We start from the raw sequence: 18,675 nt of genomic DNA, 5'->3' as shown, positions 1-18,675 counted from the left end.
AAAAATAGCGGAAAGAAGGAGTTGCCATGCTTCAATCGCATTACCCCGTCCTTGTATACGGAGCGACCTTTGCCGGGCTGGGCATCGCAGCCGCTTTGAAGGATCGCGCGCTGGTCGCGGAACGCTCGGCGCTGGTCGGGCATGAATTTATCGCGGCGTATCATAGCGGCGAGTCTTGGGCGGCAAATCCGCTGCACTCGACCGCCGCCAAAGATCTGCGCACGGAGCTTGCGAGCCGCAATTTGCTTTCGGAGAACGGCGGCGTCCATCTTCCCGCCATGGCTCCGGTCTTGTTCCACCGGATTCGCAAGCTCGGGCTTCAGGCGACGATGATGACCGAAATCGTAGACGTGAAGGTAAGCAAGAAGGGGTACGACGTCACGCTGTTCAACGCTTCCGGGCTGCAGCAGGTCACCGTCGACCATCTCATCGATACGACATCGACCTGCTTATCGGATTCATCGCATCCCGTTTCGATTGAATCCAAAAGCATTCATGCCATGCTGCACAGCCAAACGCCCGCTCCCGTTCCTTCGCTCCCTCCCGGCGATGAGAAGCGCGTTCGCTTCGTCAAGGGACTCATGCCGGGCGAGCTGATCCTGGAGCTATCGCTTCATCCGTCGGACGGCTGGACGGAGGCAAGAACGGAGCTGCACCGGTATTGGGAGCAGCGATACGAAGCGTTCGCGCCGTGGACGCTCGCCGCCGTGGCGGATGCGTTTGCGATTCGCACCGCCGGCCGCGAGCGAAGCGTTGGGCCGGACTGGTCGTGGTTCCCTTCTTCGAACTGGGCCAACGGGCTGCAAGCTTTCGACGCCGGATACTCGAAAGGATGTCATCTGCATGAAACAATCTTATCGGCTTGATCAAAACGTCGTGCAGCGGGAACAGCCGGATATGCCGTTTGCGGTAATGTACGATATCATCGTCGTCGGGCTCGGCACGGCAGGCGCCCTTGCAGCCATATCGGCGGCGCAGCGCGGACACAAAGTGCTCGGTCTGGAGCGATTGAACTGCATGGGCGGCACCGGTACGGCAGGTACGGTGCAAGGCTATTACTTCGGATCCAAAGGAGGCGCGTACGAGACGCTCGACGAGGAAGTGGCGGCCTTGGGGCAAAAAGGCTATACGCGGACCGGCGGAGTCAACGGCGAGTTGAAAAAATACGTGCTGGAACGCCATGCCGTGGAAGCGGGAGTCACCATTCGCTATGAATCAACCGTGGTCGGCGTGTTCCTGGAAGGAAACAAAGTGACCGGCGTGCGCTGGTTCGGAGCGAACGGTATGGAGGAAGCGGGCGCTTCGGTCGTGATCGACTGCACCGGAGACGCTGAAGTGAGCACGATGGCGGGTGCCGCATTCCGATTCGGAAGAGCGTCCGACGGCAAGGGGCAGCCGTTCTCCAATGTGATCAAACGGACAACCGATACCGGCGTGCATCAGTTTTATATCGACTCCGGCTACGTCGACCCGACGGACGGAGAGAGCGTATCCGCAGCGATAATCGACTCGGCACTCCGCTCGACGCATTTGAAGGAACGGTACGAGGCCGGTGATCGGCTGATTTACGTAGCGCCGCTTCTGGGCATACGAGAGGGCCGCTTCATCGATGGGGAATACAACGCGCGGTTGGCCGACTTTTTCGCAGACGGAATGACTGCGGAGCCCGTATTTTACGCTTATTCGAATCTCGACAACCACAGTAAAGACGTGGCGCTGGAAAGCGAAACGTACCAGGATTGGATCGTGGCGGCCAGTTTGTGGGGAATTAACTTTTCCGTCCCGATCCCGCTTGGAGCGATGATTCCCAAAGGGTTCGAAGGCCTGCTTGTCGCCGGCCGCTGCATTGCGCTCGATCATGATATGGCCACCTGCGTACGGATGAAGCGCGATATGCAAAAATGCGGGGAGGCGGCAGGGATCGCCGCATCTTTATCGATCGAACGCGGCGTTCCGCTGCGTAACGTGCCTTATCCGGAGCTGGCTTCACTGCTTCGGGCAACCGGTTGCTTGGATGAACGCAACGATGTCGGTATCCGTGCTCCCGTCGGCGTCGTGCCGAGCGGCGATACGTCGCATCATTGGCTGACGGATAGCGAGTTGATCCGCATAGGGCTCGAAAGCGACAAACCGGGCATCGCGATCTGGTCGGCCAAACGGCTGGGAGATCGGATCCACGCGGATTTGACACGATGGCTGAACGATCCGGGCCATGATCATCTGCGCAGAAACAGCGCCATTGCACTCGCGCTGCTGGGGGATCGCGCCGCACTGCCTTTGCTGCGGCAAATGGCCAGGGAGCGGGACAGCTACGTACCGCAAACGAGCCGGAAGTACAATCAGGTGCGGGGCTATGCCGCAATCTATTTACTCGGCAAGCTGGCCGATACGGACATCGTGCCCGAACTCATCGCGCTGATGAGGGACCGTGCCTCGTTCACCAACGTCTCTACAGATGCGGAGTTTATCAACAGCGATGAGGAATATTATTTTCAATATTTCACGTTCTCGCTAGCGGCGCTGTTTCGCATCGGAGACCGGCATGAGGACCGAAGGAAGATGATCGCGGAAGCGGTTTCGGACATAGCGGGACATGAAGATTTCTCTTTGTCGATTACGTTGAAGCCAAGCAAGGATCAGCAGTATGCGATGACCGATACGATTCGCAGGTACGCTGCTTCCAAGCTGCAGCAATGGGGCATGACGTCTTATTTGAAGCGATCGCCAAGCCAAGAAATGAGCGGGTCATAAATAAACGGCACCAATGGCAGCATCCGATGGAACCAGGAACGAATCCAAACCTCCGAAACCACTTTATGAGTGGAGTTGGAGGTTTCTTTTTGTTTTCGCCTGACATGGTGCTTCGAGCGGCCCCAAACATTTTCTTGTCAAAAACGGAACCTTCCGATGGCTACCGGGTTCTAATGTAGTAGAGAGGTGAGGCGATTGTGGAGCTGGATTACTTGAAGCATTTGACCCGCAGTGATGATGCGGCGACCGTGCTTGACGATATGATGCGGGTATATGGCCAGGACGTTTGGCGTTATGCGTACTTTTTGACCAAAAGGACGGATGCGGCGGACGATATAAGCCAGGACGTTTTTTTGAAGGCTTACCGCAAGCTGGCTTCGTTCCGGGGAGAGTCCTCCGTCCGCACATGGCTGCTCGGCATTGCCAGGCACGCTTCGCTGAACTATATGCGCACCGCTTTTTTTCGGAAAGTGACGCTGGTCGATCGGATTTGGTCCAATGAGAACGAACGGTCCGCGGAACAAGCAGCGATGGAACGGCTGCAGACGGAACGCATCTGGGACATGGTGCTGTCGCTTCCCGCCAAATACCGCGAGATTTTGATTTTGGATGCACACTACGATTGTTCGGAGCAGGAAATGGCCGAACTGCTCGGCATATCCCGCGGAACGGTCAAGTCGCGCCTGCACCGCGCCAGGGCAAAAGTGGAGAAGCTGCGGAAAGGAGAGGATCACGATGCATGAAGACAGCAGACCGGCGTGGTACAAGGCGCTCAAGGAGCCGCCTCGGCTGCGTGGCGGATTCGAGGTCAGGCTGGCGGAACGGGTGAAGGAGCGGGCGGCGAACAACCGACTGAAGGGTAGAGGCCGCAAGTTGACGGTAAAGCTCGGATTGCTCCTGGTGGCTGCTGCTGTGTTCGCCGTTGGCTTCTGGTCGAAGGAAGAGATGGGTACGCAGTTTCGGCAATGGGTGCAGGACGCGGAGTGGAAGGGCCATAATGCGGTCTGGAGTGAAGGCAAGAAGTTGATCGAAGTGTTTCCGGGTGGAGATTATGCGGCAGGAAGCCCTTACGGCTGCGGATGGAACCTGTATTTGCCGTTCGAAAGCGTCAAGAACAGCGCCATCCGGATTGAAGCGCATCATAAGGAAACGGGCTTGACCGTAACAGAGCTGCCGGAGACGTTGCTAGCGGACAAAGCGGCGGCTTATGACGACTTTACGCGTTTCAGCTCGCCATTCCATCTTCCCGTGGGCGGCCATTGGCGGTTCGATGTGTATCTGGACAACCGGAAGATCGGCGACGTCGTTTTCGATGTGCCCGACGTATCCTGGGAGGCCAGTCCGCTGTTCCGATCCGGCAGCTATTCGATGCGCGGGGAGCAAGGAAAGCTTGGGTTTATCGATCCGGGATTTATGAAAGGCCGTCCGAATAAGTACATGTGGCACTTTTGGGGGAAGAAAGAGGAGCTGCAGGGCGCTCTTCGCATCATCGGGCTGCATAAAGGAAGCCATCAATGGATCGACGTGTTTCAAGCGGACGGAATCGCCGTATCCGCATTGAACGGTGCGGACGGCAGCATTCCAACGTCTATGACGCTGCCTGAGAAAGGATACTGGCGGCTCGCCGTATTTTTGGGGGAGCGATACTTCGGCGGTGTGACCGTGGAGGTAAAGTAGTCGTATCCGGTTGCTGCCTTCCTATTTTTAACAGGCAAGCACAACAAGGTCCGTCGGTTGTTTTACGCAGGGAACCGAACACGGATGACGAATAAATAAAGGATGGTTTGCTTAAGCTTCCGTGAGGAGGACGATACGATGCCGCCTAGGGACCATTTTTTCTTTCCGGGATTTTTTACGTCGTTTCATATTTGGAGCGTGCTGTATCGCAATGCCGAAAAGGGCTGGGTGTATCCGAACCACAAGCACCCACTGTTTGAGGTCTTGTATTGCGAATCGGGATCGATGAGCGAATGGGTGAGCGGGGTGGAGTACCGCCTTGCGGCAGGCGATTTTATACTCATCAATTCGGGAACGCTGCATTATCCGCAAGCTCACGAGGAGAGCCGGTATTTCAATTTCCATTTTGACGTCGAGCCCCGGGAGGTTCATTCCCTGTTTCGCCGGCTTCACAAGCCGATTGTGAGCAGTGAACAGCCGCCGGACGTTAAACTCGAGATCCGAAAATGGATGGACCGTTTGATCGAACTGTTTCAATCGGGAAAAGAGATGTCCTTCGCCCAGAAAATGATGCTGCAGTCGAATATGCTTCAATTCCTCGCATTCATTCTGGAGAAGATCATCAGCACGGACGTTGAGGCAGGCAGGGGCGCTTCGCTTTCCAAGCGTCAGATCGCTACGGAGACGGCGTACTTGCTGGAAACGTACGGAGGCTCGGAAAGCATGCAAATTTCCGGATTATCGGAGCGTTTGAATGTGCACCGGAACTATATTACCGGCTGCTTCAAGGAAGTATACGGGGTATCGCCGAAGCATTATTTGACGAAGGTAAGGATTGAAAAGGCCAAAAAGCTGTTGCAGGAGACAACCTTGTCGATCGAGGAGATCGCCGGTGAATTGACGTTTTCGTCGGCAGCGTATTTTTGCAAGTTTTTTCGTACGCATGTCGGGATCACGCCGTCGCAATACCGGTCGGGCATAACGATATAACCTATTACGAAAGCGGAGGGCCGTTCAGGCGCCTCCTTTTTTGTGTGCAAAATGATAATTTTTGCATTCGTTTATAAATTGTGGCCCGCTAAAAGCACATGATACGATAGATTTAATGAAATAGTAAACGCTTACAAAAAGCGTATGAACCTGATTATCGCAGGGGGGACTGCCAAATGAAAACACGTCTAACTGCTGCATTGACGGCAGCTATATTCAGTTTGGGTTTCGCAACGGGATGCGCAAACGGCGGCGCCAACCGGACGAATGACAGCGGCTCCGGGCAAAATCAGCCTGCCGTGAATTCAAAGCTGGAAGAGCCGGTAAAGCTGCTGCTTGCACAAAAATGGTCCGAAATCAACGAAGCCGATTTTAAAGCGCTCATTGTCGAGCCTTTGCAAAAGAAATACCCGCACATTCAAGTCGAAATGCTCAAGGGAGAAAATATCAAGGAAATGGTTGCGGCCGGCACGGTTCCCGATATCATCGCAACATGGGTGAATCTCATCCCGGACTACCAGGAGCTGGATTTGGTAGAGGATCAGACGCCTCTCATTAAAAAGCATAATTTGGACTTGAACCGTTTCGAAACGACTGCGCTGGATACGATTCGGGGCTACGATAAAGCCGGTCTGGTCGCTCTGCCCTACGATTCGAATTTCAACGTCATTTATTACAATAAAGATATTTTCGATAAATTCGGGGTGGACTACCCGAAGGACGGGATGACCTGGGAGGAGACGATTCAGCTGGCCAAACGGGTGAGCCGGGAGGATCAGGGCATCCGCTACCGGGGACTGGAGGCCGACGGCTACGGAAAACTTGCACTGCAGCTTGCGCTGCCGGTCGTGAAAGACGGCAAGCCGAACTTGAATAACGAGCAGTGGAAACAAGTGCTGACGCTTGCGAAAAGCATCGAGTCGATCCCATCCAACGAGCCCGTTCCGAACGTCCATCAGCGCAACCAGTTTATCAAGGACCGCAATTTGGCCATGTTCGCTACCGGCAACAACTTTAATCTGCTGCAATCGGATGCGGCCAAAGGTCTAAATTGGGATATTGCGCAGTACCCGAGCTATCCGGACAAACCGAATCAGGCCGGCATGGTCGATGAGCACGTCATTTTCGTCTCGAAGCAGAGTAAGCATAAGGATGAAGCGTTCAAGGTCATCGAAACGTTAACTTCGGACGAAATTCAAAAGAAGCTGACCCGGGCGTCCGGTAAATTATCGGTTTTGAAAGATAGCGCGATTAAACGCGAGCTGGGTGCGGATATGCCGGCGCTGCAAGGGAAGCACCTGGATGCGATATTCAAGGGCCGCTACATTCCTGCCTATACCGCAACGAGCAAATATCCGGACGCCGGTAAAATCATGAACGAGCAGGTCGCCAAGTTTTTGAGCGGCGAGCAGGATGTGAATACGGCGCTGCGCTCGGCGGAAGAGGCGATCCAAAATCACATCAAGCAGGTGGATGCCGGCGCTGGCAAGAAATAAATAAACAAATATCGGAGGAATTCAGTATGGCTTTCATGAACGGTTCTTTATGGCACGACACTTCCGGCAAACCGATCCATGCGCACGGTGGCGGTATGCTGCGGACAAATGGTTACTTTTACTGGTTCGGTGAAAACAGGGAAGGGAGCAAGCGGGTATCCTGCTACCGTTCGGCTAATTTAAGCGATTGGGAGTTTCGGGGAGACGTCCTGACGCTGGATGCTCCGTTTCGGCCGATCGAGACGCGTACGGCTCCCGAGCTTATCACCGATTCGGAGACCGGCAGAGGCGCCAACATCGAGCGTCCGAAGGTCATTTACAATAAGCAGACGGGCAAGTACGTCATGTGGATGCATTGGGAGAACGGCAAAGATTATTCCGCCGCACGCTGCGCCATCGCAACCTGCGATACCGTTGACGGGGCGTATGTATACCACGGAAGCTTCGATCCGGTCGGCCACATGTCGAGGGACTGCACTTTGTTCGCCGACGACGACGGAACGGCGTATTTTATTTCGGCGGCTCGGGATAATGCCGACCTGCATATTTACAGGCTAAGCCGTAATTATCTTGCGATTGACGAACATGTCAAAACGCTGTGGCCCGGCCAGTACCGGGAAGCCCCGGCACTGGTGAAGCGGGACGGCGTTTACTATATGCTTACCTCGGGATGCACGGGCTGGGAGCCGAACCAGGGGAAGTATGCTTGCGCGCGCACGATTACGGGCCGGTGGTCGGAGCTTGTCGATTTCGGAGGGCCGACGACGTACGATACGCAGCCGACCTGTATTTTGCAGGTGCAGGGTACCGAAACGACAAGTTACCTGTATATCGGCGACCGATGGGATCCGGTCGATTATCACAGCTCTTCCTATGCGATTTTGCCGCTTGAGTTTCCCGACGGCGAGTCGCTCGCGTTGAATTGGGCGGATTCGGTTGTGATTGACGCGGATTCCGGGAGGACCCGGACCGAAAGGGAGAGAAGCGGCATATGGCGAATCCGCAGCGGTTCCCACCGTTATTTGACTGCGCAGGGGGAAGGAGAGCCCCATGTGATCGCTAAAAGGCTCTCGTATGCTTCCATTACACAGCAATGGATGCTCGAATCGGTCGCAGACGGTTATGTCCGAATCAGAAATAGCGACTCCATGCAATATTTGGAGCCGACGGTACGGAGTAATGATGAGACGGGTGCACTCGTTTCACTTACGGACAGATCGGATCGTCCGATCCAGCAGTGGAAGCTCATGGAGGATGAAAAGCCGGGCTGGTATTTTATCCAAAATCGGGTTACCGGCGAAGTGCTGACCTTGAACAAGCAATTCGACGGATTGCTTCACGTTTGTGCTTTGCAGCCGGATCTGCGCACCCGTCAGGCGCAGCGGTTTCTTGTGACCGAGCATTATGGGGCGTGACAAACGACGCGTTAGCCGTTGACATCCCGAAAAAAACAAGACCGGCCCCCTACTTCGGGTCATATCGGTCTTGTTTTTTTGCTGGATCAGCGTATCGGTTTTTTGACCAACTGTTTAAAGTGTTCCACGCTGCGCGGAGGAGTTCCCTCTCGCAGAAATTCGGGAAGCGCATACCATAGTTCCAGCAGCATGGGCAGCTCCAGCCCAAGCGAGACAATGGCGTCCCGATCCTCGAACACCTGCTGCGGCGTGCCCTGCATGACGCATTGTCCTTGTTCCATGACAAGAATCCAATCGGCCCACGCATAGGCAAGGTTCATATCATGAGTAGCCATCGCGACGGTGACGCCGCTCGCGTGAATCCGGTTCAGCTCGTCGACCAATTGCCGTTCGGACGCCCGGTCCAAGTAAGCGGTCGGCTCGTCCAGCAGCAGCAGCTCGGGCTCAAGCGCAAGGACGCCGGCCAAGGCGACGCGTTTTTTTAATCCAAGGCTTAGATGATGAATCGGGGTATCCGCGACGGAAGCCAGTCCCATCGCATCCAGCGTGTTACCGGCACGAAGGCGAATGTTCGGCTCGGACATTCCGGCATTGCGCAAACCGAACGTTACGTCTTCATACGGCGTGTTCAAAATGAGCTGCTGCTCCGGATCTTGAAATACAAGTCCGATCTGCTGCCGCAGCGTTTTCAAATCATTCGGCCGATAAGACAATGCCGAGCCTCTCCACAGCATTTGTCCGGATGAGGGACGGTGTATGCCGATGGCGTGAAGAAAAAAGGTCGATTTGCCGGAGCCGTTATGGCCGCAGATGGCCGTTTTCTTGCCCTTTGGCAGGCAGAGGTTGAGTTCGCGCAAGGCTTTCTTGTCGGTTCCGGGATAACCGAAGCTAACCCCTTTCGCCTCCATTATAGAATACGCAGAATTTATCGGATTCATCGGATGTCCCTCCATCGAAGCCAGCATTCGAGCGCGAACAACAACAGGATGCCGGCTGCGCTTTCCCGGCGGTAACGGAAAGGGACGGCAGAAGCTTCGTAAGGAGCCATCCGGATTTCATCCGTAAATCCGCGTGCCACAAGCCCGTACGATAGCGCTTTGTAGCGCTGCATCGTTTTGCCGAACAGCCTGACCGCGAGCATCGCCGTATCGTGCAGTCGGCTTCTCAATCCGGTCTGGCCTCCGCGGGCTTGCTGCGCCGTATACAAATCGTGGGCAGTATCGTTAAGCAAAAATAAAAAACGGTGCATGATCAGCATGATTTCAAGCACGAGGCCCGGAACACGCAATTTTTTCAGTACCTGAAACAGATCGGAGACAGGGGTCGTGACGATGACAAACGTTAAGCACGAGACGCAAGCAACAATGCGCAAGAACAAATCATCCGTCATGTACAGCCGTGCCTCGGGAATATACGCCGTCCAATGCGCGAATGAAAACAAAACGAACGTTGGCGGCATACCGGATATGTTGTCGGCGGATCGAAGCTCGATCAGCAGCGACGGCAAGCTGGCTGCGTAGAACAGGCAAGGGCCTCCGTACAATAGGGCGACGTATTTGACCGGAATCCGCGCATAGCCCACCGTCCAAACGAACAGCCAGCCGATAAGCAGCATCTGCACTATGGGATGTGCAGCATAAGACAGCGTAAATAAGACGGCTGCAAATCCGCTTTTCCACAACGGGGAGACGGCGCGCAGCTTGTTGTTGTATGAAAGCGTGTCAATGAGCCGGATCATGGCGTTTTTGATTTGGAAGATTTGCCCCGCAGCAGTCCGGCCGTATAACCGATGAAACCGGCCCCCAAGGCCGCCTGCAGAGCAAACAGCATGCTTTCCGTTTCGGCTGGCGGCTCATATAGCGAAGAGAACCACGGCGTATAGGAAGGATGCAGTGTCGTAATCAATTGCTCTGCGGCATCGTCTGCGCCCCCAAATTCGCCGCTCACAAAGAGCAGGGGAAACACAGCCAGTACGATGACGGCTGCGAGCATTAGGATGTTCTTCGTACGGTTTGTCATCATTCCCGAACCCCTTTCATTTTTCGCTGCAGCAGCGACAGTTCATGCGAGCTGTACGATTGCAGCCAGTTCCAGATCAATACGGTAAGCAGTCCTTCGCTGATCGCCAAAGGAATTTGCGTGAAAGCGAAAATGCTTGCAAATTTGGAAAACGAGGCGAAGATCCCGCCGCTTTCAGCCGGAAACGCCAAAGCAAGCTGAGCCGAAGTGACCACATACGTGGACAAATCCGCCAGCGCCGCCGCCGTAAAAATCGCCAGCTTTTGCTTTCCTGTCGATTTCATCAACGTTCTATAGACAGCATACCCGACGATCGGCCCGGCTACCGCCATGGAGAACGCGTTGGCGCCGAGCGTCGTCAGGCCGCCATGGGCGAGCAGTACGGCTTGGAACAATAACACAATCGACCCGAGCACGCTCATGGGCAGCGGGCCGAACATGACGGCTCCGAGTCCCGTTCCCGTCGGATGCGAGCTGCTTCCGGTGACGGAAGGAATTTTGAGCGCCGACAGGACGAAAGTAAAGGCGCCGGCGAGCCCGAGCATAAGCTTCAGTTCGGGCGTTTCTTTCGTAATTTTGGACAGAGCACGGAGCCCGAGGATGAAAAAAGGCACAAAAACGGCCCACCAAAAGATGGCCCATCCTACGGGAAGAAACCCTTCCATAATGTGCATCGCATAGGCCGATTGCGGTTCGTTGGCGATAAAGTACAGTGTAAATCCTAGAATGAGGAGCAGCGAGCGGCCCCATTTTTTTTCTTTCATGTCCCTTAACCCTCCTTATTTGATTGACGGTAATACAAAAAAACCAATCCGTCTGGATTGGTTATGGGTACGTATCGTCGGACGACAAAAATAAAGGCAAGCGTCGCTTCACTGTTCGTACACCTTTCCTTTCCGCGAAGGTTGTGTTGGTGCGTAAATGAGGTAGGTCTCCTGGCTCCCGGATCAGCGCTTTCTCCCGTCTTCCCCGATCGGCTGATCGAGTGACGTCTTGGGAGAAACTCCCCGGTTACAGTGGCGGGACCGCTCGGGATTTGCACCCGATTCCCTGTTACCCCTTGTCTTCACAAGGGCACCTCATTTAATGAATCTATGAAATTATGAATTATGCCGCGCCACCTATACGGATCGGAGTCTATCGGATCATGGCGTCGACGTTATTCTACCAAAATGGTTTTCAATAGACAACACCCAGATGGAGTGCTATAGTTACATGTAGAAAACTGAATAAACGATCATTTAGGTGCCGCTTTGCAACCATTGGGATGTAATTCGGCTTAAAAGGGAAGACCGGTTTAAGCCGGCACGGACCCGCCACTGTGAAGAGTATCGATTTTTTTTGGAAAATCGGTAACGTTTTTGCAACGAGTCACTGGAGAAATCTGGGAAGACGCAAAAACGGATGCTCGAAGTCAGGAGACCTGCCTATTTGAGACACTGTTACCTACGGGAGTTAGGGTGGTGTTGGAAAACGTGCCCCTCGTTTGGGATGCTGACGGTTTGATCGCCGCTCGGTTTCCAAGCGCATTTTTGTTGTTTAGCAGGCGGAGCATTTCTGACACATGTTGTCGGAAATGCTTTTTTTGTTGTTTTACAGCCGGTTTCGGCAAAATTTGAAAATCGCCGCTGTTCGTTCGCGAAACAAAGACGGCGGCGCCGACGATCCTGGTTGCCAATGAAACGGATAGAGGTGAAGGGTATGGGAGACAAAGGGAAGCTGCTCATTATCGGATTCGGCCCTGGCGCCTTCGAGCATATTACCGAACGGGCAAGAGCCGCAATCGAAGAAAGCGAAGTGGTGATCGGATACAACACTTACGTCGATCTCATCCGCGGGCTGTTGACGGATCAGGAGATTGTGCGGACCGGCATGACGGAGGAAGTGAGCCGTGCGCAGGAAGCGGTAAGGCAAGCGGAGAGAGGCCGCAAAGTAGCCGTTATTTCAAGCGGCGACGCGGGTGTGTACGGCATGGCCGGTTTAGTATACGAGGTGTTGATCGGCCAGGAGTGGAATCCGTCAACCGGCGTCGAAGTGGAAGTGATCCCGGGTGTTTCGGCGATCAATTCGTGCGCCTCGCTGCTCGGCGCGCCGGTGATGCACGATGCGTGCACGATCAGCTTGAGCGATCATTTGACCCCGTGGGAGATGATCGCCCGCCGGGTGGAAGCGGCCGCTTCCGCAGACTTTGTCATTGCCCTGTACAATCCGCGCAGCGGGAGACGGACGCGGCAAATTGTAGAGACGCAGCGGATATTGCTGAAATACCGGGCGCCGGATACGCCGGTGGGCCTCGTCAAAAGCGCGTACCGCGACCGCGAGCAGGTGATTGTAACGACGCTGGGCAAGATGCTGGAGCATGACATCGGGATGTTGACGACGGTGATCATCGGCAATTCGGCGACGTTCGTATATCACGGCAAAATCATTACGCCGCGCGGATATCAGCGCAAATATACGCTCGATTCGCTGGAACAGCCGCTGAAGCCGCATGAACGGCTTCGTCCGGAAGCCGAGCCTTGGTCGCTGCATGCGTCCGAAGGGACGGAAGACTGGGAGAGCGAGGAAGAGGAGCTTGCGGAGGCTGAAACGGCGGCGGGGCGGCCGCGTGGAGCAGTCCCTGCCGAGCCATCTGCCGATAAGGTACGGAATCATCCGGCAGCGCTTGCGATGCAGGCGCTCAGCGCTTTGAAGGCGGCGGGCGTTGTATCGGACGGCGGTGTGGCTGAAGCTGATCGCGGCATTGGCGTGAGAAAAACAAAGCCAGTTGCCATCTTCGAAGCGGGCGTTTCGCCGGGCATCGCGAACAAAAAGTTCAGCGCAAGGCAGATGGCCGTTTTGGCCGAAATGGCCGGGGAGACGGGGGAACTTGAATATACCCCCAACCACCAGATCATCATGCGCGTGCAAACGGAAGATCCATCCGAGCTGGTTAACCGCCTGAAGCAGGAAAAGCTGCTCGTGTTCCCGATCGGCGATGTCGCGCAAATCAAAGCGTGCGACTTTTGCAATCTAGAGAAGGACAGCGCGATTCCCGTTGCCGAGCGGCTGAATGTGCTCGTGGGCGGGATGAAGGCGCCGAAGGAATTGATGATCGGCGTGAACGGCTGCGGGATGGCGTGCTACGGTGCGGTGCTGGAAGATATCGGGATCGTGCACCGGAGCGGCGCGTACGATTTATTTCTCGGCGGCAAAAAGATCGGGCGCAACGCGCACCCGGCGCAGCTCGTTGCAGAGGGGATCTCGGCGGAAGACATCGTACCCGCGGTGGAGCGAATTTATAAGCAGTACGCGGAGCAAGGGCATCCGAACGAACGGTTCCATAAATTTTTCAAGCGCGTAGGCGTGGTTGGAGGCTTCCAGCACCGGGAGCACGCGCCGCAAGTGGAAGTAAACGCCGTATGCGGCGATTGATACGGGGGAGATTGAGAAATGGAAGCGATATTGTTAGTCGGCCACGGGAGCCGCGATCCCGAGGGGAATGAAGAACTGCTGCAATTTGCCGGGACGGTTCGCCGGATGGCGCCGGAGTACGTCATTGAAACCTGCTTTTTGGAGTTCGCTGCGCCGAATATCATGCAGGGCATCGACCGCTGCGTAGGCCAAGGAGCATCGAGGGTCGTACTCGTACCGATCATTTTGTTTGCGGCGGGACATGCCAAAATTCATATCCCGGCTGCCATTGATGATGCAAAGACGAAATACCCTGAGGTCGAGTTCGTGTACGGCCGTCCGATCGGCGTCCATCAAAAAGTCGTCGATATTTTGAAAACGCGTCTTGCCGAAGCCGGTTTTTCCGGATGGAACGGGGACGGCGGCAGAGATCCGGAAACGGCGGTGTTGATTCTCGGCCGAGGAAGCAGCGACAGCGATGCCAACAGCGATTTCTGCAAAATGACCCGGTTGCTCTGGGAGCAGGTGCCGGTAAAATGGGCGGAAAGCTGCTTCATCGGCGTGACCGAGCCGTCCTTCGAGGACGGGTTGGACCGCTGCCGGAGGCTCGGAGCGAAAAAGATCTACGTGCTCCCCTATTTTCTGTTCACCGGGGTACTCATCAAACGAATTGAAGAGCTGACGGCGGCGTTTGCAGCACAATACCCGGAGCTTCAGGTCGTGCTGGCCGGTTATTTCGGCTTCCACCCGCAGCTCGTTGAGCTGCTGCTTGACCGGGTATCCGAAGCGTCGGGCGGCCGGGCGTTTATGAACTGCGACAACTGCAAGTACAGGCTTGAAGCGGCTGCACATCTGGAGCATCACCATCACCATGATCATGATGATCACGATCACGGACACAGCCATCACCACGACGATGACGGCGATCATCATAATCATGGACATCACTTTCGCGATCATGAACACGATCATCATGGGCATGACCACAATGACGATCACGCATATGACCATCACCATGGACACGAAGATCACGAACACGGAGACAAGCACCATCACGAGCGCGACGGCCATCTTCATGATCAAAGGGGGAAGGTTTCCCGATGATCTTCATGCTATGCGGCACAAGCGATGCAAGGGAACTGGCCGTCCGTCTCTCGGAAAGCGGCCGGGAGCTGCTGTGCTCGGTCGTGACCGACAGCGCCGCCAAAAGCTTGCAAGAGGCGGGACTTCGCGTTCGGACCGGCCGCTTGGCCTCGGGCGAGATGGCGGCGCTGCTGCAGGAAGGCGGCTTTCGCGCGGTTGTCGACGCGAGCCATCCGTTCGCCGAAGAAGCGCACCGCAATGCGATGCAGGCTGCCCGGGAACTCGGCCTGCCGTACATCCGGTTCGAGCGCGCTTCGCTCGTATACGGCGATCACCCAAACTTGACGGTGGTGGCCGGCTATGAGGAAGCGGCGCTTGCGGCGAAGCGGCGCAAAGGCTCTGTCATGCTGACGACCGGCAGCAAGACGCTGCATATTTTCGCCCGGCATCTGATCGGCGATCCGGAGATCCGGCTCGTGGCCCGGATGCTTCCCCGGCGCGACAATATGGAAAAATGCGAGGAGCTCGGCGTCGAGCAAAAAAACATCGTCGCGATGCAGGGGCCTTTTACTAGAGAAGTGAACGAGGCGCTTTACCGCCAATACCGGACGACGGTGATGGTATCCAAGGAGAGCGGAACGACGGGAGCGGTCGACGAAAAGGTGGAAACGGCGCTGCAGATGGGGATCGATGTCATCTTGATCTCGCGTCCCGAAATCGAGTTCGGCACTGTCTTTACCGAATACGAAGGCGTGCTTGCCGAGGTCATGCGCATCTTCGCATAGCTTTGTAAAACTCGCAAACCTAGTACTTGAGCTTAAGGGGGATACGCCCATGGATTTTAAAACGGAGTTCAAACCGCTGACCATTCAGCCGCAAGAAATTGAAAATAAAAGCTTTCAGATCATTACGGAAGAGCTCGGCGCGCATTCTTTTAGCGAAGAACAGTATCCCGTAGTGCAGCGGGTCATTCACGCATCGGCCGATTTTGAACTCGGGCGCAGCCTGGTGTTTCATCCGAAAGCGATTCAGGCAGGAACCGAGGCGATCCGAAGAGGCGAAAACATCGTCGCGGACGTGCAGATGGTGCAGGTCGGCATCAGCAAGGAGCGGATTCGCAAATACGGCGGGGACGTGCATGTGTATATTTCCGATCCCGATGTCATGGAGGAAGCCAAACGGCTGAATACGACACGCGCCATCGTATCGATGCGCAAGGCGATCGAGGAAACGGAAGGCGGCATCTACGCCATCGGCAATGCGCCTACGGCGCTGCTCGAGCTGATTCGGTTGGTGAAGGAAGGACGGGCGAAGCCGAGTCTCATTATCGGGATGCCGGTCGGTTTCGTGTCGGCGGCCGAATCGAAGGACCAACTGCTGAAGCTGGATGTGCCGTTTATTACGAACATCGGACGCAAAGGCGGCAGCACGATCGTCGTTGCGGCCGTCAATGCGCTGTCGCTCATGGCCGACAAACAGGGATGAGCCGGAGGAATGCCGGTGAGTGACAAAGTGGAAGGTCAAGAGGAAAAACCGCTGAAGCACGGGTTTACGACCGGCGCATGCGCTACCGCAGTGACTAAAGGGGCGCTCACGATGCTGATCACGCAGCAGTCCGTAAGCGAAGCGGAAGTATGGCTGCCGGCTGGCTTTGCGCATTCGTTCGAGCTGTTGGAATGCGAGTTTACGCGGGATATGGCGCAGTGCGCGACGATCAAGAATGCGGGAGACGATCCGGATGCGACGCACAAGGCGAAGATCGTCGCGACGGTTTGCTGGACGGACGGCAGCGGGATTGAGCTGGACGGCGGCGTCGGGGTCGGCCGCGTGACGAAGCCCGGACTGCCGGTTCCTGTCGGGGAAGCGGCGATCAACCCGGTCCCGCGGAAGATGATAACGCGCGCGGTGGAAGAAGTGATGGCCGAGTTTGAGATCGAGCGCGGCGTCAAGGTCGTCATTTCCGTTCCGGACGGAGAGGAAATGGCGAAGAAGACATTGAACGCGCGGCTCGGCATTATCGGCGGCATCTCGATTCTCGGCACGCGGGGCATTGTCGTTCCTTTCTCCACGGCGGCCTATAAAGCCAGCGTCGTGCAAGCGATTCAAGTCGCTAGGGCGTCGGGCTGCAAGCACATTGTGCTGACGACCGGAGGCAGCAGCGAGAAATACGCGATGCGCATGTACCCCGAGCTGCCCGAAGAGGCGTTTATCCAGATGGGAGACTTCGTCGGTTTTTCGCTGCAGCATGCCAAACGTCTAGGAATGGATACCGTTAGTCTGGTCGGCATGATGGGAAAGTTTTCCAAGGTGGCCCAAGGCGTCATGATGGTTCATTCCAAGAGCGCGCCCGTCGATTTTTTCTTCTTGGCGCGGGCGGCCGGCGAAGCAGGGGCATCGCCGGAGCTGCAGGCTGCGGTGGCCGAGGCGAACACGGCGGCGCACGCCGCGGATCTTGCGGCGGAGGCCGGCGTGATGCAGTTTTTTGAAATCTTAAGCGAATACGCCTGCCGGCATGCGCTGGCGCATATCGGAGGCGGGATCAAAGTGGAGACGGTGCTGGTCACCATGAAAGGCGATGTATTGGGGAGGGCGGAAATCAGTGGATAAGCGGATTCATATTATCGGCATAGGCGACGACGGCCCCCGGGGGTTGAACGACCGGAGCGTGCGTTTAATAGAAGAAGCGGACATGTTGATCGGAGGCGAGCGTCATTTGGCGATGTTTCCGGAGGCTGCGGCGGAGCGGGTCGTGCTGAAGGGCGGACTCGCGCGAACGGTCGAAGAGCTTGTGCGGCTGCGCGAAACTCGCCGGATCGTCGTTCTGGCGTCCGGCGATCCGCTGTTTTTCGGCATTGCCGGCTTTATTGCCAAAAAAGCGGGAGCGGAGGCGGTTACGATTCATCCGCATCTCAGCTCGCTGCAGCTGGCGTTCGCGAGGCTCGGGGACAGCTGGCACGATGCCGTGCTGGAGAGCGTGCACGGCAGGCCGATGCGGGGCTTGGCGCAGCGGATCGACGGGAAAGAGAAAATCGCGATATTAACCGATGAAGAGAACAGTCCATCCGCTCTGGCCCGTTATTTGCTCGATTTCGGCATGGACGAGTATGAAGCGTTCGTTGCGGAAAATCTCGGCGGGGACAACGAACGATTCGGGCATTGGACGCTGAGCGACATGGCGGAGGGGGGCTTTTCCCCGCTGAATATCGTGATATTGCGGCGCAAGCCTGAGGCACCTGCCGCCCGCAGCGGATTCGGATTCGAGGACGAGACCTTCGCGCAGCGAAAACCGGACAAGGGGCTGATTACGAAAAAAGAAGTGCGCGTGCTCAGCTTGTCCGAGCTGAAGCTGAAGCCGGACAGCGTCGTGTGGGATATCGGCGCCGGATCAGGCTCGGTAGCGGTGGAGTGCGCCAGACTGGCGCCTTACGGGCAAGTGTTTGCGCTTGAGAAAAATGAAGCCGACATGGGCAACATCGAGCAAAACCGCCGCAAATTTCGCGCGGACTTTACCGCCATCCATGCGAAGGCGCCGGAAGGGCTTGATGCGATTCCCGATCCGGATGCGGTATTCATCGGCGGCAGCGGAGGCGAGCTGCGCGAGCTGATTCGCGTATGCTGCAACCGGCTGCAGGAAGACGGGCGCATCGTCGTCAACGCGGCGACGATCGAGACGCTGGCGGATACGCAAAAAGCGCTGCGCGAGGAAGGCTTCGATACGCGGATTGCGCTGGTACAGATTGGACGCAGCAAGCCGATCCTGGATATGACCCGCTTCGAAGGACTGAATCCGATTTACGTCATCACCGGATTCCGGCCGTCATCGCCGGAACCGGAACAGGAGAGAGAATAAC

General features: G+C 56.1%; 17 protein-coding genes and 2 riboswitches. Of the genes, 13 read left to right on the top strand and 4 right to left on the bottom strand.

Annotated features, from left to right (window positions below):
• Positions 1–26: 26 nt before the first annotated feature.
• From ACFQI7_RS18695 to ACFQI7_RS18665, 7 genes are all read left to right on the top strand, one after another.
• On the top strand, positions 27–866 hold the full coding sequence (locus ACFQI7_RS18695) for a hypothetical protein (protein ID WP_218098336.1): 840 nt from the start codon (positions 27–29) through the stop codon (positions 864–866).
• Entirely contained in the window at positions 844–2,751 is a 1,908-nt protein-coding gene (locus ACFQI7_RS18690) for an FAD-dependent oxidoreductase (protein WP_218098335.1), read from the top strand. Before ACFQI7_RS18695 ends, ACFQI7_RS18690 begins: the two co-directional genes overlap by 23 nt.
• Positions 2,752–2,948: 197 nt before the next feature.
• The gene (locus tag ACFQI7_RS18685; RefSeq protein WP_329958215.1) at positions 2,949–3,494 is read left to right on the top strand and encodes a sigma-70 family RNA polymerase sigma factor; all 546 of its coding nucleotides are present in this window, start codon (positions 2,949–2,951) and stop codon (positions 3,492–3,494) included.
• Positions 3,487–4,428 (top strand): DUF4871 domain-containing protein, encoded by a 942-nt coding sequence (locus ACFQI7_RS18680; protein WP_218098334.1) that lies wholly within the window; start codon positions 3,487–3,489, stop codon positions 4,426–4,428. Before ACFQI7_RS18685 ends, ACFQI7_RS18680 begins: the two co-directional genes overlap by 8 nt.
• Before the next feature lie 138 nt (positions 4,429–4,566).
• Positions 4,567–5,418, top strand: a complete 852-nt coding sequence (locus ACFQI7_RS18675) for a helix-turn-helix domain-containing protein (RefSeq protein WP_218098333.1) — start codon at positions 4,567–4,569, stop codon at positions 5,416–5,418.
• A 176-nt stretch (positions 5,419–5,594) separates the two neighbouring features.
• Complete coding sequence (locus tag ACFQI7_RS18670; RefSeq protein ID WP_218098332.1) at positions 5,595–6,914, top strand: ABC transporter substrate-binding protein; 1,320 nt, start codon at positions 5,595–5,597, stop codon at positions 6,912–6,914.
• Positions 6,915–6,940: 26 nt separating this feature from the next.
• Positions 6,941–8,329, top strand: coding sequence for a family 43 glycosylhydrolase (locus ACFQI7_RS18665; RefSeq protein WP_218098331.1), 1,389 nt, complete (start codon positions 6,941–6,943; stop codon positions 8,327–8,329).
• 86 nt (positions 8,330–8,415) lie between these two features.
• Here ACFQI7_RS18665 and ACFQI7_RS18660 read toward each other — a convergent pair whose 3' ends face one another.
• From ACFQI7_RS18660 to ACFQI7_RS18645, 4 genes are read right to left on the bottom strand one after another with little or no spacing between them, the layout of a single operon-like run.
• Positions 8,416–9,267 (bottom strand): energy-coupling factor ABC transporter ATP-binding protein, encoded by an 852-nt coding sequence (locus tag ACFQI7_RS18660; RefSeq protein WP_218098330.1) that lies wholly within the window; start codon positions 9,265–9,267, stop codon positions 8,416–8,418.
• Positions 9,264–10,067 (bottom strand): cobalt ECF transporter T component CbiQ, encoded by an 804-nt coding sequence (gene cbiQ, locus ACFQI7_RS18655; protein WP_218098329.1) that lies wholly within the window; start codon positions 10,065–10,067, stop codon positions 9,264–9,266. Before cbiQ ends, ACFQI7_RS18660 begins: the two co-directional genes overlap by 4 nt.
• Positions 10,064–10,348, bottom strand: coding sequence for an energy-coupling factor ABC transporter substrate-binding protein (locus ACFQI7_RS18650; protein ID WP_218098377.1), 285 nt, complete (start codon positions 10,346–10,348; stop codon positions 10,064–10,066). Before ACFQI7_RS18650 ends, cbiQ begins: the two co-directional genes overlap by 4 nt.
• Entirely contained in the window at positions 10,348–11,112 is a 765-nt protein-coding gene (locus ACFQI7_RS18645; protein ID WP_218098328.1) for an energy-coupling factor ABC transporter permease, read from the bottom strand. The genes ACFQI7_RS18650 and ACFQI7_RS18645 overlap by 1 nt, the downstream gene beginning before the upstream one ends.
• Positions 11,113–11,256: 144 nt before the next feature.
• A riboswitch (cobalamin riboswitch) is annotated at positions 11,257–11,445 on the bottom strand.
• Positions 11,446–11,574: 129 nt separating this feature from the next.
• A riboswitch (cobalamin riboswitch) is annotated at positions 11,575–11,793 on the top strand.
• A 256-nt stretch (positions 11,794–12,049) separates the two neighbouring features.
• On the opposite strand from ACFQI7_RS18645, the gene cobJ reads away from it, so the two are divergent.
• From cobJ to cbiE, 6 genes are read left to right on the top strand one after another with little or no spacing between them, the layout of a single operon-like run.
• Positions 12,050–13,762 carry a precorrin-3B C(17)-methyltransferase gene (gene cobJ, locus ACFQI7_RS18640; RefSeq protein ID WP_218098327.1) on the top strand — a complete coding sequence of 571 codons (1,713 nt, stop codon included), beginning with the start codon at positions 12,050–12,052 and terminating at the stop codon, positions 13,760–13,762.
• Between the two features lie 18 nt (positions 13,763–13,780).
• Positions 13,781–14,845, top strand: coding sequence for a sirohydrochlorin chelatase (locus ACFQI7_RS18635; RefSeq protein ID WP_218098326.1), 1,065 nt, complete (start codon positions 13,781–13,783; stop codon positions 14,843–14,845).
• Positions 14,842–15,609 (top strand): precorrin-6A reductase, encoded by a 768-nt coding sequence (gene cobK, locus ACFQI7_RS18630; protein WP_218098325.1) that lies wholly within the window; start codon positions 14,842–14,844, stop codon positions 15,607–15,609. The genes ACFQI7_RS18635 and cobK overlap by 4 nt, the downstream gene beginning before the upstream one ends.
• Before the next feature lie 49 nt (positions 15,610–15,658).
• Positions 15,659–16,309, top strand: a complete 651-nt coding sequence (locus tag ACFQI7_RS18625) for a precorrin-8X methylmutase (protein WP_218098324.1) — start codon at positions 15,659–15,661, stop codon at positions 16,307–16,309.
• Between the two features lie 15 nt (positions 16,310–16,324).
• Positions 16,325–17,431, top strand: coding sequence for a cobalt-precorrin-5B (C(1))-methyltransferase (locus ACFQI7_RS18620; protein ID WP_230414811.1), 1,107 nt, complete (start codon positions 16,325–16,327; stop codon positions 17,429–17,431).
• A complete protein-coding gene (gene cbiE / locus ACFQI7_RS18615; RefSeq protein WP_218098322.1) occupies positions 17,424–18,674 on the top strand; it encodes a precorrin-6y C5,15-methyltransferase (decarboxylating) subunit CbiE in 1,251 nt (416 codons plus the stop codon). Before ACFQI7_RS18620 ends, cbiE begins: the two co-directional genes overlap by 8 nt.
• The last annotated feature ends 1 nt before the right edge of the window (position 18,675 follow it).

The sequence above is a fragment of the Paenibacillus allorhizosphaerae genome (genome assembly GCF_042659105.1).
GTDB classification, from domain to species: domain Bacteria; phylum Bacillota; class Bacilli; order Paenibacillales; family NBRC-103111; genus Paenibacillus_G; species Paenibacillus_G allorhizosphaerae.
This window is presented reverse-complemented; position numbering and strand designations above follow the sequence as displayed.

Bases quoted from the DNA above. Each gene is read 5' to 3' on its own strand.
- ACFQI7_RS18695 (WP_218098336.1), top strand. From the start codon at position 27: ATGCTTCAATCGCATTACCCCGTCCTTGTATACGGAGCGACCTTTGCC.
- ACFQI7_RS18690 (WP_218098335.1), top strand. From the start codon at position 844: ATGAAACAATCTTATCGGCTTGATCAAAACGTCGTGCAGCGGGAACAG.
- ACFQI7_RS18680 (WP_218098334.1), top strand. From the start codon at position 3,487: ATGCATGAAGACAGCAGACCGGCGTGGTACAAGGCGCTCAAGGAGCCG.
- ACFQI7_RS18675 (WP_218098333.1), top strand. From the start codon at position 4,567: ATGCCGCCTAGGGACCATTTTTTCTTTCCGGGATTTTTTACGTCGTTT.
- ACFQI7_RS18670 (WP_218098332.1), top strand. From the start codon at position 5,595: ATGAAAACACGTCTAACTGCTGCATTGACGGCAGCTATATTCAGTTTG.
- ACFQI7_RS18665 (WP_218098331.1), top strand. From the start codon at position 6,941: ATGGCTTTCATGAACGGTTCTTTATGGCACGACACTTCCGGCAAACCG.
- ACFQI7_RS18660 (WP_218098330.1), bottom strand. From the start codon at position 9,267: ATGAATCCGATAAATTCTGCGTATTCTATAATGGAGGCGAAAGGGGTT.
- cbiQ (WP_218098329.1), bottom strand. From the start codon at position 10,067: ATGATCCGGCTCATTGACACGCTTTCATACAACAACAAGCTGCGCGCC.
- ACFQI7_RS18650 (WP_218098377.1), bottom strand. From the start codon at position 10,348: ATGACAAACCGTACGAAGAACATCCTAATGCTCGCAGCCGTCATCGTA.
- ACFQI7_RS18645 (WP_218098328.1), bottom strand. From the start codon at position 11,112: ATGAAAGAAAAAAAATGGGGCCGCTCGCTGCTCCTCATTCTAGGATTT.
- cobJ (WP_218098327.1), top strand. From the start codon at position 12,050: ATGGGAGACAAAGGGAAGCTGCTCATTATCGGATTCGGCCCTGGCGCC.
- ACFQI7_RS18635 (WP_218098326.1), top strand. From the start codon at position 13,781: ATGGAAGCGATATTGTTAGTCGGCCACGGGAGCCGCGATCCCGAGGGG.
- cobK (WP_218098325.1), top strand. From the start codon at position 14,842: ATGATCTTCATGCTATGCGGCACAAGCGATGCAAGGGAACTGGCCGTC.
- ACFQI7_RS18625 (WP_218098324.1), top strand. From the start codon at position 15,659: ATGGATTTTAAAACGGAGTTCAAACCGCTGACCATTCAGCCGCAAGAA.